The following is a 15,884-nucleotide window of genomic DNA, read 5'->3' on the forward strand; positions in this document are numbered from 1 at the left end:
ACTTGCATGTATTAGGCACGCCGCCAGCGTTCGTCCTGAGCCAGGATCAAACTCTCCATAGAAAGTTTGGTTTCATCTTTCGATGTCCATAGCTTGTTGTTTCTTATAAGAAACGTTGTTTTAAAAATAGAATTAACGTTGACGTATTTTGTTCAGTTTTCAAAGAACTTGTCTTAAGCGACTTAATCATAATAACAAATTTATTAAATTAAGTCAATAACTTTTTTAAAATGTTTTTTAACATTTCGTCCCTGTCTTAGCGACGTATATTAATATAACACTTATATTTTATTAGGTCAATAACTTTTTTAAAAAAAATTAAAAAGAGCAGATTTTAAAAATCTGCTCTTTTATATTACATAATCCATAAGTTAATAACAACTAGTGCTCCTACCCCACATACCCCTAACAAACCAGCTACTGCAGTAGTAATTAAATTAATGGGAACATGTAAGCCGAACTGAGCTCCTATGATATTTGCAAAGAAAAGTAAAAGAGCCCCAATTAAGAAACGAACAATACCGCTCCCTAACAATTTAAAAGACTTTTGTATCCCTCCTGTTATTAGAATTAAAATAATAAGCCCTACTAGTATAGAAATAATCCATATAGGTTCCATCCACTTCACCTCTTTTAAATGGCTTGTACTATAAGCTTATGTAGAGGAAAAGGAAACATGACTTCACTTTAAAGGGATAATAACTGTTTTCATAAAAAAATGAGGAAGCTATCTTAAATGCTTCCTCATTTTTTTAAATGGATTGTTAAGTTTCTAACCTTAGCTTCTTTTAATAAATACAAGTATTTAATTTCACTCAACCTTGAATTCGCAACAGCCTCTGGCGTAGGATCCAAGCTCTGTTCCATTAAACGACTTCGATAGATTCTTTCCTTTTTCTCTTGAAAGAGTTCATTTAATAGCTTTTGGTTATACTCCTCACGTAACCATCCTTTACGTTTAAACAGCATAATGTTCTACTCCTTAGAGCTCTCTTCGTCCTTCTAGTGCTTTCGATAATGTGACCTCATCAGCATATTCTAAGTCTCCTCCAACAGGAAGGCCATGTGCGATTCTTGTCATTTTAATACTTGTAGGGCGTAATAGTCTTGAAATATACATTGCTGTAGATTCGCCTTCAATATTTGGATTTGTCGCTAGAATAACCTCTTGAATTTCATCATCTTGCAATCGTTTGAGTAAATCAGGAATATTAATATCTTCAGGTCCTATCCCATCCATCGGAGAGATAGCTCCATGTAAAACATGATAAAGACCCTTATATTCCTTCATTTTTTCCATTGCAATAACATCTTTTGGATCCTGTACAACACAGACGATACTTCGATCACGTCTCTTATCTTCACAGATATAACAAGGATCTTGATCTGTTATATGTCCGCATACAGAACAATAAGAAAGGTTACGCTTAGCATTGACTAATGCTTTAGCAAAATCCAATACTGTATCTTCCTTCATTGTTAAAACATGGAAAGATAAACGTACTGCTGTTTTAGGACCTATACCTGGTAACTTCATAAAGCTCTCAATAAGCTTTGAAATCGGTTCTGGATAGTGCATAATTTCCTCCTACATGAGGCCTGGGATGTTTAGTCCTTTAGTAAATTGTCCCATTGTTTCATTTGTTAATTCCTCAATTTTCTTTAGGGCATCGTTTGTCGCTGCCATTACAAGATCTTGTAGCATTTCAATATCTTCTGGATCTACAACTTCTTCTTTAATATTAACCTCAATAATTTCTTTTTGGCCATTGACAACAACTGTTACCATACCACCACCAGCTGTACCTTCAATCTGCTTATCTGCTAATTCCTCTTGTGCTTTTTGCATATCCTTTTGCATTTTTTGCATTTGTTTCATCATTTTTTGCATATTTCCCATTCCACGCATAATTATCTACTCCTTTTTTTATATTTACCCTTTAATCTTGAATCTCCACTAGTTCATCTCCAAAAAGTCTTTTAGCCTCAGAAATAAGTGGATCATCAGTCTCTTCGGGTTGTTCTTGTTCATCTCGATGTTCACGAATGAAATTTTCGCGAATACTTTCCCACTGAGATTCAGGTATAGAAATTAAATCTACCTTTTGACCAATCAGAGACTGCAAAATTGTTTCTACATGATCTCGTACAGAGTTATTATTTTCTGCTACCATCTTACAGTGAATCTCATACTTAAATTTTAACACAAAAGCGTCGGAAGAAGAGGCAACAGGTTCACTATTTGCTAAAAGAGCTGCGTGAGAAGCCTTATTTTGCTTTCTCAACATATCAAGAACCTCAGCCCAGTTCTGTTTGACCTTCTCTAACTCTTTTTTAGTTGCCTTCTTAAGCACTTCATTAATACGCCCTGTTGGAGCTTTATATTGCTGTTTACTAGAGCGCGGAACATTTTCTTTTGGTTTTGAGGCTTCTTCACTTTCTCTAACAACAACACCCTGCTCCTGAATTTTGCTAAGCTGCCCCTCTAAGAGTTGAACCTTTTGTAAAAGTTCCTCAACATCTCCTGAAGATTCCTTCTGTGCATTCTGCTGACAGAGTTTCACTAATGCTACTTCTAGTAAAACTCGAGGGTGATTTGTCCATTTCATTTCCTGCTGAACTTCGTTAAGACTGCGAATAATCTCATGAATCTCCGCACCTTGCACAGATTCACTAAGAGAAATAAACCCCTCATGAATAACAGCGCGTTGTAACAAGTCTTGGTTATGGATGCCTGTTTTATAAAGAAGAAGATCACGATAATAAAAAATTAGATCTTCAATAAAACGAACAGGGTCTTTTCCATTTTGGACAATATCATTAACATTTGTTAAAGCTTGAGCAACTTCTCTTCCTGCAATTGCCTCAACAACTTCTTCTAGAAATTGCTGAGATACTGCTCCTGTAATAGATAATACATCATCAATATTTACTTTCTCATCGCTATAAGAAATAGCTTGATCTAGTAAACTTAATGCATCTCGCATTCCACCATCAGCTGCTCTTGCCACAGCATAAAGAGCTTCATCTTCTACAGGGGTGTTTTGATCTTCTAAGATTTTCTTCATCCGATATACAATCTCATCTGATGTGATACGTTTAAAATCAAAACGCTGACAACGAGAAATAATAGTGAGTGGAATCTTATGAGGTTCAGTTGTTGCCAAAATAAAAATGACATGTGGTGGTGGCTCTTCTAATGTTTTCAACAGCGCGTTGAAAGCCCCTATGGAAAGCATATGAACCTCATCAATGATATACACTTTATAACGAACAGCACTTGGTGCATATTTGACTTTATCACGAATATCTCGAATTTCATCAACGCCATTATTTGAAGCTGCGTCAATTTCAATCACATCTGAAATAGAACCATCCATAATCCCTCTACATGCTGCACATTCATTGCACGGTTCACTCACAGGTGCATGTTCACAGTTTACAGCTTTTGATAAAATCTTAGCTGCTGTAGTTTTCCCTGTTCCACGCGGTCCTGAAAAGAGGTAAGCATGTGAGAATTTCTGTTGAAGTAAAGCGTTTTTTAATGTTTTTACAATATGTTTCTGACCGACTACATCCTCAAAGGATTGAGGGCGATAAACACGATAGAGTGCTTGATATGCCAACCGATACCCTCCTTGATCAAACTTTATTATGTATTATTATATCTTATTATAGAACGATATTCCAAAATGATTCTTCCTTCTTATACAATAAAACAGCCTACTCTAAAAGAGTAGACTGTTATTATATGTATAAAGTACCGTGCACCTTCTGTCGACTAGTTGCCCCAGGCGTTACTTAAGCAGTTAGCTCGGTTCAGGCAACCCTACGGCACATGAAAGGTTCCACTTACTGCTGCTTCCTTCCGGACCTGACAGGGTTCATGGATTTTCATTGCGTAGGACCAAAACGTCAACACCACTTACTTAAGGCAGACCCTAAAGCAGACTAGCCTCGAGAAGGGATTCAGCCTCGCTTGAGCGGATTGCGAGTACAGGGCACCGCTACCTCCCCGCCTAGCACGGCAAAATTGTAACCAATTTTTAAGGCACCGTTTGTTGGTGCATGTCTTAGTATAAATCTTTTTAATCAAAAATGCAACGTATAGATCCTGTAAATATTTTGAAGTTAAGAATGAGTCTTCTTGCTAGCTTTTTGCTTAGCTCTTAGTGATCGAAAGAAATCTGTTAAAAGTCGTCCACACTCTTCTTCCATCACCCCGCCAACAACTTCTGCTCTATGATTAAACCGCTCATCTTGAAGAAGGTTCATAAGGGTTCCTGCACATCCTCCTTTAGGATCATAAGCTCCAAAAACAACGCGCTTCACTCTAGACATGATGATGCTGCCTGCACACATTGGACAAGGTTCAAGAGTAACATAAAGAGTTGCATCTTCTAATCGCCAAGAACCTGTTTTCTGACAGGCTTCATCAATAGCTAAAAGTTCAGCATGAGCAATGGAACGCTGCGCTGTTTCTCTGAGGTTATGGGCTCTTCCAACAATTTCTCCATCTATTACGACAACCGCTCCAATGGGTACTTCATGTTTTTCCTCTGCTTTCTTTGCTTCTTCTATTGCTTCTAACATGTACTGATAATCTGTTTCTTCCATCATTTCTATCCTTTCTCATGTTTTTATACGTTTGAGCCACACTATAAAGTAACATTTTATTTTAACAAGGAGCATTTTATGAATGAATTAAAAAACCCTGCTTTAATTATTATCGATATGATTAATGACTTTCAATTTGAACTAGGACAAGAACTTGCTCAACAAGCTCAAACAATCGTCCCCTATATTACAATGTTAAAAGAGATATGCTACAAAAAAGAAATTCCTGTCATCTATATTAATGACCATTATAACTTATGGCAAGCAAACCTAGATGTGATCTTAAAGAATTGCCACAATAAACGTAGCTCGCAAATCCTTCAAAAAATCAAACCAAAAGAAGACGATTTTTTTCTTATCAAACCAAAACACTCCATCTTCTACGGTACAGCCCTTAATGTTCTTCTTGAAGAGCTTTCGGTTGAGAGCTTGATTCTAACAGGGATTGCTGGAAACATATGCGTTCTTTTTTCAGCTAATGATGCCTATATGAGAAAATACCCTCTATTCATCCCTTCTGATTGTATTGCTTCAAATGTGGAGGAAGACAATATATTCGCACTTCGAATGATGAAAAATGTATTGGGGGCCTCAACTGATTGTCATCAATCCTTAATTGAACTCTTGTCATCAATTCACCCTTCATATAATAGGCTAAAGTAAGACTTATTGTATAGGAGGATAGCTATGCAAATTTATGTTGTAAAATCTGGAGATACTGTGTCTGGCATTGCTAGACAATTTAATATTTCGGCCTCAAGATTAGCAAGTGTAAACCAATTACCCGATCCAAATCGCCTTGTTGTTGGTCAGGCGATTGTTATCCCTATTGTAGGAGAGTATTATGTTGTTCAAAGAGGTGATACGTTATGGCAGATTGGTCAAAAATTCAATATTAGCTACCAGCGTTTAGCTTCTGTTAACAACATACCCGTAACAAGACCACTTACAGTTGGTACACGCCTTTATATTCCCCCTGCTCCAAAGCGTGAAGGAGAATTCTATGGGTACGTTGACTCAAGTCGTCGTACAATTACTGCCGATGTAGAAAGACAAATTAACGATAGTGCAAGAGCATTATCGTACATAGGTCCTTCAAGTTTTGAAGCAAAACGAGATGGTTCTCTGAGTGCCCCTAATCTAAATAACTTTAGGTCTATTGCTGAAAACAATCGGCTTATTTATTCAATGGTCATCACTAACATTGAAGAAGGAGCTTTCAATGAAGAATTAGGCCATATTCTACTAACAAATACAGCTGTTCAAAATACACTCCTAAATAATATTGTGACAACTGCAAAAGCTAACAACTTCCGTGACATTCATTTTGACTTTGAGTTTCTCCGCGCAGAAGACAGAGAAGCTTATAATAATTTTTTAAGAAAAGCAAGAGATCGATTTAAGCAAGAAGGGTGGTTAATTTCCACAGCACTTGCTCCGAAAACAAGTGCTACTCAACAAGGGCAATGGTATGAAGCACATGATTATAAAGCACATGGAGAAATTGTAGACTTTGTCGTATTAATGACTTATGAGTGGGGATATAGTGGGGGCCCACCACTTGCTGTGTCTCCTATTAATCAAGTCCAAAAAGTAATTGAATATGCTGTAACTGAAATACCGGCTTCTAAAATATTAATGGGACAAAATTTATATGGATATGATTGGACCCTTCCATACAAGCAGGGAAATCCACCTGCTAAAGCCTATAGCGCTCAAAGAGCTTTGGAAATTGCTTATCAATATAATACATCGATTCAATATAGCACTACTTCCCAAGCCCCTTATTATAATTATAGAGATGAACAAAACAAGGAACATGTTGTTTGGTTTGAAGACGCTCGGTCCATTCAACGTAAATTTGATTTGGTCAAACAGTTTGAATTACGTGGTGTTGCCTATTGGAAGTTAGGACTTCCTTTCCCACAAAACTGGCTTCTCATTCTAAAAAACTTCAATGTCAGAAAATTTGACTCTCAATCTTAAAAGCAATCTTAGTTCTTTTATTCTCTCTTATTAGAGTCTTCCTGTGGTACAATATCCTTTGCGTGTTCATACGACATCCCTATTCCCTCATAGGGGAAAGGCTATATATACAGGAGGACTCTATTATGAATTCTACTCCCTTCATTGCTGTTGAGGGACCTATAGGTGTAGGAAAAACTTCACTTTCCCATAGATTAGCAACATACCTACAGTTTCATTTACTACGAGAAATTGTTGAAGAAAACCCTTTTCTCAAAGATTTTTATCAAAATATTGATGAGTGGAGCTTTCAAACAGAAATGTTCTTTCTATGTAATCGTTATAAACAATTAGAAGATGTTGAAGCCCGCTTTCTTACAAAACAAAAACCTGTTGTTGCAGACTATCATGTTTTGAAAAACATAGTGTTTGCTAAACGAACGTTACACATGAAACATTATAATAAATATGAACGTGTTTATAAGGTGTTAACTGAAGACTTACCAATGCCTAATATTATTGTTTATTTAAATGCTAGTTTAGAGACATTACTAAAAAGAATCTCTAAACGTGGACGTGATATTGAGCAAGACATAAACCACACATACCTTCTTAATTTAAAAGAGGATTACGAAAAAATGTTTGTACAATTTAAACAAGAACACCCTCACATTCCTGTACTTGAGTTTGATGGTGATAAAATTGATTTTGTAAATCGGGAAGAAGATTTTCAACACATTATTGATATTCTTAAGCCTGCATTGTTAAAGGAGTTTCCAAATGAATTTAAACGCTAAATATAACATTCCAAAAGATGCTGTTATTACTGTAGCTGGAACTGTCGGAATAGGAAAATCAACATTCACAAAAGTATTAGCAGAAGCATTAGATTTTCAAACTTCTTTTGAGAAAGTAGAAAACAATCCATACTTAGATTCTTTTTATCATGATTTTGAACGTTGGAGTTTTCATCTGCAAATTTATTTTTTAGCAGAGCGCTTTAAAGAACAAAAGAAAATGTTTGAACATGGCGGTGGCTTTGTTCAAGATCGTTCTATTTATGAAGACACTGGGATATTTGCTAGGATGCATTATGAAAAGGGTACAATGAGTCCTGTTGATTATGAAACATACAGAAGCTTGTTTGATGCAATGGTCTTAACACCTTATTTTCCTAAACCTACGCTTCTTATCTATTTAGAAGGAGATCTGGAACAGATTATTCAGCGAATTCGAAAACGAGGACGAGCAATGGAACAAGAAACTCCCTTATCCTATTGGGAAGAAATGCACGCTCGCTATGAAAATTGGATCAATTCATTTAACGCTTGCCCTGTGCTTCGTTTAAATATTTCAGACTATGATTTATTGGAAGATCCAACTTCTATTGAAAACATTATAAAGAAAATATCTCAAACTATAAATAATCATTAAAAAAAGACAAAGCATCCTGATACTTGATAGGATGCTTTATCTTTTTATCCCTTTAATATACAAAAAACTCGTTACATTATATGTAACGAGTTCCAATCTCCAATTTATATGCGCTATCTTTAATTTGTAATAATGGAGGAGGAAGGGGGATTCGAACCCCCGCGGGTTTTGACACCCCTGTCGGTTTTCAAGACCGATCCCTTCAGCCGGACTTGGGTATTCCTCCGTCTCGACAAGAATAACTATATCATCATTTTCTACATTCGTCAACAATTTTATACAATTTTTTTATATTTTTTTAGAAAAATACTAATTTATACCTTCCTTATAAAAGATAACTCTAGTCTATCTTTTTATTCTAAAAAAGAGACAAGAAAATAGTTAGTTATTCTTGCCTCTTTTCTTAGAAATTATTTAATCACAGATCGATTTCCCATGTATGGACGTAACACTTCTGGAATTATAATAGAACCATCTTCTTGTTGATAATTTTCTAAAATAGCTGCAACAGTACGCCCAATTGCAAGACCAGATCCATTTAGCGTATGCACATGCTCAGGTCTTCCGTTTGTTTCGCGACGGAAACGAATATTTGCACGACGTGCTTGGAAACCTTCAAAGTTTGAACAAGAAGAGATTTCACGATATGTTCCATAGCTTGGTAACCATACTTCAATATCATACTTTTTAGCTGCTGTGAAACCTAGATCACCTGTACACATGCTCATAACGCGATATGGAAGACCTAGAAGCTGAAGTACCTTTTCAGCATGACCTGTTAATTTTTCGAGTTCTTCATAAGAATCTTCAGGTTTAACAAAACGAACAAGTTCTACTTTATTGAATTGATGTTGACGGATAAGACCACGTGTATCACGCCCTGCAGAACCTGCTTCAGAACGGAAGCATGTGCTATATGCAGCATAGCTTACTGGGAGCTGATCTCCTTTTAAGATCTCATCGCGATGAAGATTAGTGACAGGAACCTCTGAGGTCGGAATTAAGAAATAATCTTCCTTCTCGATTAGAAATGCATCTTCTTCAAACTTTGGAAGCTGTCCTGTTCCTGTCATGCTTGCTCTATTCACCATGTATGGAGGTAAGATTTCTTCATATCCATGCTCATCAATATGAAGGTTCAACATAAAGTTAATTAACGCTCGCTCAAGTCTTGCTCCAAGTCCTTTATAAAATACAAAACGACTTCCAGTTACTTTAGCAGCACGCTCAAAATCTAATAATTCTAAGTCTGTTGCTAAATCCCAATGTGGTTTTGCCTCAAATGCAAACTGCGGAACTTCCCCCCACGCTCTTACTTCTACATTATCGTCTTCTGTTTCTCCAACTGGCACAGTTTCATGTGGAACATTTGGAATAGAAAGAAGAAGTTGTTGAAGTCTCTCTTCAACAGAACGTAATTCTTCATCAAGAGCTTTTACTTTATCTCCTACTTCTCGCATTTCTGCAATAAGATGATCCGCATCTTTCTTCTCTCTCTTTAGCACTGCTACTTGCTGTGATACTTCGTTTCTCTTACTTTTAAGCTCTTCCGTTTGAGCAATAAGCTCACGACGCTTGCTATCTAATTCTTCAAATGCTCCAAGATCTGTTAAATCTTCTCCTCGATGTTGAAGCTTTTCTTTCACTTCTTGAAAATTTTTGCGTAAAAATTTTAAATCTAACATGTTTTTAACTCCTTTACATTAATAATTAAGGCAAATAAAAAACTCTCGTCCCTTACATTATATGTAAGGGACGAGAGTTACCCGCGTTGCCACCCTAGTTGAAAGAGACTGATGTCTCTTACCACTTTATAAAATAACGGTTTAACACCGCAATTGCCTACTGCATTGTTCAACAATTCACTCCAGGATGGATTCATAAGCTTTATCTACTAGTTTGCACCAACCACTAGCTCTCTTAAAGATAAGAGTCTTATTACTATTTCCCTTCAACGTGCTAGCTATATTCAACTTATACATCATAATGTACTATAAGTTTTAACTTGTTGCAATGCTTTTATACTGTCTCTTTTGAAGATGCTTCCACCATTTGTACAAAATGCTGTGCAAGGCGATAATCATCTGTTAACTCTGGATGGAAAGAACAGCCTAGGAATGAACCTTGCTGAGCTGCTACAATTCGGTCTCCATGCATTGCTAACACTTCAACATCTTGTCCAACTTCCACAATATGTGGAGCACGGATAAAGACTCCAATAAAGTCTTCTCCAACACCTTTAATAGATAATGCAGCTTCAAAGCTCTCCCTTTGACGTCCAAAAGAATTGCGTTCCACTTTAATATCCATCACTCCTAGGTGTGGTTCACTATAACCAACAAGATCACTAGCTAATAAGATCAAGCCAGCACATGTGCCAAACATAGGTTTTTTTTGAGCAGCAAATGCTTTTAGCGGCTCCATGAACCCATACTTATCAATAAGGCGTCTCATTGTTGTACTTTCTCCACCTGGAAGTACAAGACCATCGATACTTTCTAGCTGTTCGACTTTTTTTACTAAAACAACTTCTGCTCCAGCACGTTCAAAAGCCTTTGCATGTTCTCTTACTGCACCTTGCAAAGCAAGTATACCGATTGTTGTCATAAAACCAGACCTTTCTTACCAGCCACGCTCTTGCATACGATTTTCTGGTAATAGTGTTGAGATTTCGATCCCTTTCATTGCATTACCAAGTCCTTTTGAGAGGCTTGCAATCAATTCATAATCTTGATAATGTGTTGTTGCTTCCACGATAGCACGAGCAAACTTAGCTGGATTGTCGGATTTGAAGATTCCTGAACCTACAAATACCCCATCTGCTCCAAGCTGCATCATAAGAGCTGCATCTGCTGGTGTAGCTACACCACCTGCTGCGAAGTTTACAACAGGAAGACGTCCCTCTTCCTTAATTTGAAGGAGAAGTTCAAATGGAGCTCCAAGATTTTTAGCTTCTGTCATTAGCTCATCTTCATTCATACCTACTACCTTACGAACTTGAGCATTCACCTTACGAATATGACGAACAGCCTCTACAATATTACCTGTACCTGGCTCCCCTTTTGTACGAAGCATAGAAGCTCCCTCTCCAATACGACGTGCTGCTTCACCTAAATCACGACATCCACAAACAAATGGTACAGTGAAGTCACTCTTATACAAATGAAACTCTTCATCTGCAGGAGTTAATACTTCACTTTCATCAATATAGTCAACTCCCATTGCTTCAAGAACGCGAGCCTCTACAATATGTCCGATACGCGCCTTTGCCATAACAGGAATAGAAACAGCATTTACTACTTCCTCAACAATAGTTGGATCTGCCATACGAGCAACTCCACCTGCTGCACGGATATCAGCTGGCACACGCTCAAGTGCCATAACAGCTACTGCTCCAGCTTCCTCTGCAATTTTAGCTTGCTCAGCGTTAATAACATCCATAATAACGCCGCCTTTTTGCATTTCTGCCATACCTCTTTTAACACGATCTGTTCCACGGTTGTTCATGTTGATATTCCCTCCTACTAAGAGTCTAGCCAATGTAATAATGTTTAATTTGAATATATACTATTTAGACAATTCAAATTCCTATTTTTCATTCTACATGATTTCTCAACAAAATCCTATCTAAATTCAGTAGATAGTTTAATCAAAAAAAGAAGAATGCATCTGGTAATTTAAACCATAAGCATTCTTCTTATATCAAAACCAGCCTTTAACCATGTTTGCAGCACTTGTCCACATGTCAGCAAAGAAGTCTCCGATACTTCTGAACATAAGTGAAAACCAATTAGCTTTATCAATATCTTCTTTCATTACAATAGGAACTCCTGACTGATCATCCCCATCAGTTATTAAATATCCAAATTGATCATCCTTGTACTTAACATTAATATATCCAACTTCTTCTCCCTTTTTGATTGGAGCAATAAGTTTTCCATCATTATTTAATTTCTTCTCATTTACTACAACTTCTTTTTCAACAGCTTTTTTAGCATTTTTTCCTTTTTCAACAACTACTTTTAACGGCTCTTTTGTAGTTACTTTAGCTTCTTTTTCATTTCCTTTTGCAACTTTTACCTTTTCTTTCAAAGTATAGCCAGCAGGATGAAGGGTTTTTACTTCAAAGTTATCAAAAGCATAGTCTAAAAGCTTTGCTGTTTCGCTGAACCTCGCTTCATAGGATTCTTGTCCATGATCTTTTGCATCCATTACAACTGTTATATAGCGTGCTCCGTCTTTCTCTGCGGTTCCTGTGAAGCAATAGCCTGCAAAATCTGTACTACCTGTTTTCAGACCATCTACTTCTGCCTTTTCATATTCATAAACAAGTCCTGGAAGCATCCAGTTCCAGCTTTTCATTTGTGTTTCACCATTTTTTCCTTTATGAAATGTTTTTTCTTTTAGTTTAGAAGTTTCTAATACTTCTGGATAGTCAGTAATAAGATGTGAAGCAAGTTTAGCAGTTGAACGAGCTGAAACTAAATTCTCATCACTTGCTTTTGTTCCTTTAGGATGCATCCCTTGTAAATCACTATTTGAAAGACCTGTTGCATTCACAAACTTCGCATCTTTCATTCCAAGTTCTTGAGCTTTCTCATTCATCATTTTGACAAAATTGGTTTCATTTCCTGCAATCTTCTCTGCAATTGCGATTGATGCACCGTTTGCTGAATACATAGACATTGCTTCGAAAAGCTCTCTTAACGTATATTTTTCCCCTTTAGCAAGAGGGACATTAGATAAACTTAAATTTTGCGAAATCTTATAAGCATAATCACTTGGCTCATATGTATCATCCCAGCTTAATTTGCCTTCATGGATATTTTCTAGCAATAAATATTCCGTCATCATCTTTGTCATGCTTGCAATGCCTCGTACTGCATCTGCATCTTTTTCATATAAAACTTTTCCTGTTTGGGCTTCCACTAAAATAGCTGCACCTGATTCTAGATTTGGTTTATCTACTTCCTGTGCATGAGCAATCGGTGCTACTATCCACAGCTGTAGCACTAAGAGGCTCGCTACTATCCCTACAAATAAACGTTGTGTTAATTTCACTTTTTACCCTCCAAAGTCATGTTCACATAAGCGTTATTTTACCATAGGGAACTTTAAATGAATAGGTCTATAGGTCATGCTTTCCGAGGAAATAAAAAATGCCCTACCTGAAATGGTAGAGCATTTTTGCCGGTTAGCGTAAAGAATAATTTGGTGATTCTTTTGTAATTTGCACATCATGTGGGTGACTTTCGTGTAAACCAGCACCAGTCATACGAACAAATTTTGCTTGTTCACGAAGAGCTTCTAGGTTTTTACTTCCACAGTACCCCATGCCTGATTTTAATCCACCTGTCATTTGGTAGATTGTTTCAGAAACTGGTCCTTTATAAGGAACACGTCCTTCAATACCTTCTGGCACGAATTTTTTATTATCTTCTTGGAAATAGCGATCTTTACTTCCTTGCTCCATTGCACTTACAGAACCCATACCGCGGTATACTTTAAAACGTCTACCTTGATAAATTTCTGTTTCTCCAGGGCTTTCAGAAGTTCCTGCAAGCAAGCTTCCTAACATTACAACGTGACCACCAGCAGCAAGAGCTTTAACGATATCACCAGAATATTTAATACCTCCGTCAGCAATAACTGGTATACCATGCTTTCTCGCCTCTGTTGCACAGTCATATACTGCTGTAATTTGTGGAACACCAACACCTGCTACAACACGAGTTGTACAAATTGAACCAGGTCCAATACCAACTTTAATAACATCTGCTCCTGCTTCAATTAAATCTCTTGTTGCTTCTGCAGTTGCTACGTTACCAGCAATAATATTAAGATCTGGATATGCAGCGCGGATTTGTTTAACAGATTCTAGTACGCCTTTTGAATGTCCATGTGCTGTATCTAAAACGATAACATCTACACCAGCTTGTACAAGTTTTTCAACACGAATCATTGTATCAGCTGTTACTCCAACAGCAGCTCCAACAATCAATCGGCCATGTGGGTCTTTTGCAGAGTTTGGAAACTCAATAACTTTTTCAATATCCTTGATTGTAATGAGACCTTTTAAAACATTGTCTTCATTTACAAGAGGGAGTTTTTCAATTTTATATTGCTGTAAAATCTGTTCTGCCTCTTGTAATGTTGTTCCAACAGGAGCTGTAACAAGATCTTCTTTCGTCATAACGTCTTTAATTTTAATTGAGTAATCTTGAATAAAACGAAGATCACGGTTTGTTAAGATTCCAACTAATTTTTGTTCTTCCTCGTTATTAACAATTGGAACACCTGAAATACGATATTTCCCCATAAGGTGTTCAGCATCAAAAACTTGATGTTCTGGTGTTAAGAAAAACGGATCTGTAATAACCCCGCGTTCAGAGCGTTTTACTTTATCAACTTGCTCTGCTTGTTGTTCGATAGACATGTTCTTATGGATGATTCCTAAACCGCCTTGTCTAGCCATTGCCATTGCCATATCAGCTTCAGTTACAGTATCCATTCCTGCACTAATGAATGGCAAATTAAGTTTCAACGTTTTTGTTAACGTTACACTTAAGTCTACATCCTTTGGTAAAACCTCTGATTTTGCTGGAACAAGTAGCACATCATCAAATGTAAGACCTTCTTTTGCAAATTTTGATTCCCACATGATAAATAAATCCTCCTTTAAACGCCAAAATATTATTAGTAGATTAACAAGCCAACCCTTGTTATGTCAACAAGATTGGGATATGTTAGATTATTCAAAAAAGTGAGGTATTAATGTTTATGAACGATCAACAGGTCATATGGAGCGATTTGTCCGTGTTTTATGCCGCTCCTTTTACTCAAGATTTTCTATCTCATCACTATAGTCAGAAACTAAATAAAGCAGATGCTGAAAAGAAAAGTTTCGAGAACTGTTATCCCTTTATTTATTATCTAGAGCACAGTAAAAATTATTACAAATTAGCAGAGCAAGCTCCCCTATCTATTCAACCAATGTTGCTTTTTTATGGCATTAGTCAACTGTTAAAAGCATGCCTGCTTGTGAAAGACAGTCAATATCCTGCTAATACTTCTATCTTAGCACATGGTGTTTCAACAAGAAAAAGAAAAAAACAAGATTACAAATTTCTTGATGATGAGGTAAAAATACAAAAGAGCGGACTATTCCCCCATATTGACCAAACTTTATTTAATTTAGGGGTATTAGAACATGAGAAGTACTCGATGAAAGAATTACTTATTCAAATTCCTGAAACTCATCAACTTTTTAAACATTTATACAGAAGAGAAGTCTCTCATGTTTTTGGGTCGATTCATGATGACCGATGGGTGTTTTCTGATCTTGCTTTTGATTATTATAAGATGAGTGAAAGGAGATTTCATGAATATTTTTATTCGCACTTAAGACCCCAACTAATTGACATAGATATGTTAGCAGAGCGAGAAATCAATCCACGTCTCTTAAAAAAAGAAGCACTTCTTCACTGCGCTCCTTTTTCTTATTCTCTAGAAGAAGATGTATATTGTTTTCCTTTTATTAAGCCACTAAGTCGAATGCTACCAGAAATATTAGTGCACTACCTTCTGCTCTATAATTTAAGTATGATTTCTCGGTATGAAACAGAATGGTGGTATGAACTCCTTCATTCTTATAGTTCTAAAGATTATCCATTTATTGTAAAATTCCTTGAAGTAACTAAAATAAAGAGTCCGTTCTTACTGAAAAATTTCTTACTGTCTTATACAAAAAAGGCTGATCTATTATAGATCAGCCTTTTTTGTATGGTGCCTGGCAACGTCCTACTCTCACAGGGACAAAGTCCCAACTACCATCGGCGTTCAAGAGCTTAACTTCTGTGTTCGGCATG

16 protein-coding genes, 1 tRNA gene, 2 rRNA genes, 1 other RNA gene and 1 other annotated feature are annotated in these 15,884 nt (G+C 36.7%); of the genes, 5 read left to right on the forward strand and 15 right to left on the reverse strand.

Translation table 11 applies throughout. From position 1 onward, the window contains the following. The 8 genes from B9N79_RS25265 to tadA all read right to left on the reverse strand — a co-directional run. Window positions 1–62 (reverse strand): 16S ribosomal RNA (locus B9N79_RS25265); the annotation flags it as partial. 293 nt (window positions 63–355) lie between these two features. Beyond that, window positions 356–619 (reverse strand): pro-sigmaK processing inhibitor BofA family protein, encoded by a 264-nt coding sequence (locus B9N79_RS25270; RefSeq protein WP_040058525.1) that lies wholly within the window; start codon window positions 617–619, stop codon window positions 356–358. Window positions 620–744: 125 nt separating this feature from the next. Next, complete coding sequence (locus B9N79_RS25275; protein WP_040058526.1) at window positions 745–969, reverse strand: YaaL family protein; 225 nt, start codon at window positions 967–969, stop codon at window positions 745–747. A 13-nt stretch (window positions 970–982) separates the two neighbouring features. Next, window positions 983–1,579, reverse strand: a complete 597-nt coding sequence (gene recR / locus B9N79_RS25280; RefSeq protein WP_040058527.1) for a recombination mediator RecR — start codon at window positions 1,577–1,579, stop codon at window positions 983–985. 9 nt (window positions 1,580–1,588) lie between these two features. Continuing rightward, window positions 1,589–1,909, reverse strand: a complete 321-nt coding sequence (locus B9N79_RS25285) for a YbaB/EbfC family nucleoid-associated protein (protein WP_019395187.1) — start codon at window positions 1,907–1,909, stop codon at window positions 1,589–1,591. Between the two features lie 31 nt (window positions 1,910–1,940). Next, entirely contained in the window at window positions 1,941–3,626 is a 1,686-nt protein-coding gene (gene dnaX / locus B9N79_RS25290) for a DNA polymerase III subunit gamma/tau (RefSeq protein ID WP_019395188.1), read from the reverse strand. A 137-nt stretch (window positions 3,627–3,763) separates the two neighbouring features. Then, window positions 3,764–4,028: signal recognition particle sRNA large type (gene ffs, locus B9N79_RS25295), an RNA gene on the reverse strand. A gap of 103 nt (window positions 4,029–4,131) precedes the next feature. After that, window positions 4,132–4,617: a tRNA adenosine(34) deaminase TadA gene (tadA, locus tag B9N79_RS25300; RefSeq protein WP_372450237.1), complete on the reverse strand. Its 486-nt coding sequence runs from the start codon at window positions 4,615–4,617 to the stop codon at window positions 4,132–4,134. 78 nt (window positions 4,618–4,695) lie between these two features. On the opposite strand from tadA, the gene B9N79_RS25305 reads away from it, so the two are divergent. The 4 genes from B9N79_RS25305 (at window position 4,696) to B9N79_RS25320 (ending at window position 8,016) form a co-directional block, all read left to right on the forward strand. Then, complete coding sequence (locus B9N79_RS25305) at window positions 4,696–5,280, forward strand: cysteine hydrolase family protein (protein WP_040058529.1); 585 nt, start codon at window positions 4,696–4,698, stop codon at window positions 5,278–5,280. A gap of 24 nt (window positions 5,281–5,304) precedes the next feature. Then, the gene (locus B9N79_RS25310; RefSeq protein WP_040058530.1) at window positions 5,305–6,603 is read left to right on the forward strand and encodes a glycoside hydrolase family 18 protein; all 1,299 of its coding nucleotides are present in this window, start codon (window positions 5,305–5,307) and stop codon (window positions 6,601–6,603) included. Window positions 6,604–6,728: 125 nt separating this feature from the next. Beyond that, window positions 6,729–7,379 (forward strand): deoxynucleoside kinase, encoded by a 651-nt coding sequence (locus tag B9N79_RS25315; RefSeq protein ID WP_040058531.1) that lies wholly within the window; start codon window positions 6,729–6,731, stop codon window positions 7,377–7,379. Next, window positions 7,363–8,016, forward strand: coding sequence for a deoxynucleoside kinase (locus tag B9N79_RS25320; protein WP_040058532.1), 654 nt, complete (start codon window positions 7,363–7,365; stop codon window positions 8,014–8,016). Before B9N79_RS25315 ends, B9N79_RS25320 begins: the two co-directional genes overlap by 17 nt. Before the next feature lie 133 nt (window positions 8,017–8,149). Here the strand turns inward: B9N79_RS25320 and B9N79_RS25325 are convergent. The 6 genes from B9N79_RS25325 to guaB all read right to left on the reverse strand — a co-directional run bounded on the left by B9N79_RS25325 (window position 8,150) and on the right by guaB (window position 14,677). After that, window positions 8,150–8,242 (reverse strand) — tRNA-Ser (locus B9N79_RS25325). Window positions 8,243–8,426: 184 nt separating this feature from the next. Continuing rightward, window positions 8,427–9,701: a serine--tRNA ligase gene (gene serS, locus B9N79_RS25330; protein ID WP_046218586.1), complete on the reverse strand. Its 1,275-nt coding sequence runs from the start codon at window positions 9,699–9,701 to the stop codon at window positions 8,427–8,429. Between the two features lie 63 nt (window positions 9,702–9,764). Continuing rightward, window positions 9,765–9,980 (reverse strand) — a binding site (T-box leader). A 55-nt stretch (window positions 9,981–10,035) separates the two neighbouring features. Then, entirely contained in the window at window positions 10,036–10,623 is a 588-nt protein-coding gene (gene pdxT, locus B9N79_RS25335) for a pyridoxal 5'-phosphate synthase glutaminase subunit PdxT (protein ID WP_085119387.1), read from the reverse strand. Between the two features lie 15 nt (window positions 10,624–10,638). Then, window positions 10,639–11,523, reverse strand: coding sequence for a pyridoxal 5'-phosphate synthase lyase subunit PdxS (gene pdxS / locus B9N79_RS25340; RefSeq protein WP_040058535.1), 885 nt, complete (start codon window positions 11,521–11,523; stop codon window positions 10,639–10,641). A gap of 195 nt (window positions 11,524–11,718) precedes the next feature. Next, complete coding sequence (locus B9N79_RS25345; protein ID WP_040058536.1) at window positions 11,719–13,077, reverse strand: serine hydrolase; 1,359 nt, start codon at window positions 13,075–13,077, stop codon at window positions 11,719–11,721. 133 nt (window positions 13,078–13,210) lie between these two features. Next, the gene (gene guaB, locus B9N79_RS25350; protein WP_040058537.1) at window positions 13,211–14,677 is read right to left on the reverse strand and encodes an IMP dehydrogenase; all 1,467 of its coding nucleotides are present in this window, start codon (window positions 14,675–14,677) and stop codon (window positions 13,211–13,213) included. 119 nt (window positions 14,678–14,796) lie between these two features. On the opposite strand from guaB, the gene B9N79_RS25355 reads away from it, so the two are divergent. Then, entirely contained in the window at window positions 14,797–15,783 is a 987-nt protein-coding gene (locus B9N79_RS25355; RefSeq protein ID WP_040058538.1) for a YaaC family protein, read from the forward strand. A gap of 20 nt (window positions 15,784–15,803) precedes the next feature. Here B9N79_RS25355 and rrf read toward each other — a convergent pair. Further along, window positions 15,804–15,884 (reverse strand): 5S ribosomal RNA (gene rrf, locus B9N79_RS27000); the annotation flags it as partial.

It is taken from the genome of Priestia filamentosa (assembly GCF_900177535.1).
Taxonomy (GTDB): domain Bacteria; phylum Bacillota; class Bacilli; order Bacillales; family Bacillaceae_H; genus Bacillus_I; species Bacillus_I filamentosa.

Excerpts from the sequence above, each read along its gene's own strand:
- guaB (WP_040058537.1), bottom strand. The coding sequence starts at position 14,677 with ATGTGGGAATCAAAATTTGCAAAAGAAGGTCTTACATTTGATGATGTG.
- B9N79_RS25315 (WP_040058531.1), top strand. The coding sequence starts at position 6,729 with ATGAATTCTACTCCCTTCATTGCTGTTGAGGGACCTATAGGTGTAGGA.
- B9N79_RS25355 (WP_040058538.1), top strand. The coding sequence starts at position 14,797 with ATGAACGATCAACAGGTCATATGGAGCGATTTGTCCGTGTTTTATGCC.
- pdxT (WP_085119387.1), bottom strand. The coding sequence starts at position 10,623 with ATGACAACAATCGGTATACTTGCTTTGCAAGGTGCAGTAAGAGAACAT.
- B9N79_RS25310 (WP_040058530.1), top strand. The coding sequence starts at position 5,305 with ATGCAAATTTATGTTGTAAAATCTGGAGATACTGTGTCTGGCATTGCT.
- serS (WP_046218586.1), bottom strand. The coding sequence starts at position 9,701 with ATGTTAGATTTAAAATTTTTACGCAAAAATTTTCAAGAAGTGAAAGAA.
- B9N79_RS25270 (WP_040058525.1), bottom strand. The coding sequence starts at position 619 with ATGGAACCTATATGGATTATTTCTATACTAGTAGGGCTTATTATTTTA.
- pdxS (WP_040058535.1), bottom strand. The coding sequence starts at position 11,523 with ATGAACAACCGTGGAACAGATCGTGTTAAAAGAGGTATGGCAGAAATG.
- B9N79_RS25275 (WP_040058526.1), bottom strand. The coding sequence starts at position 969 with ATGCTGTTTAAACGTAAAGGATGGTTACGTGAGGAGTATAACCAAAAG.
- B9N79_RS25320 (WP_040058532.1), top strand. The coding sequence starts at position 7,363 with ATGAATTTAAACGCTAAATATAACATTCCAAAAGATGCTGTTATTACT.
- B9N79_RS25305 (WP_040058529.1), top strand. The coding sequence starts at position 4,696 with ATGAATGAATTAAAAAACCCTGCTTTAATTATTATCGATATGATTAAT.
- recR (WP_040058527.1), bottom strand. The coding sequence starts at position 1,579 with ATGCACTATCCAGAACCGATTTCAAAGCTTATTGAGAGCTTTATGAAG.
- B9N79_RS25285 (WP_019395187.1), bottom strand. The coding sequence starts at position 1,909 with ATGCGTGGAATGGGAAATATGCAAAAAATGATGAAACAAATGCAAAAA.
- tadA (WP_372450237.1), bottom strand. The coding sequence starts at position 4,617 with ATGGAAGAAACAGATTATCAGTACATGTTAGAAGCAATAGAAGAAGCA.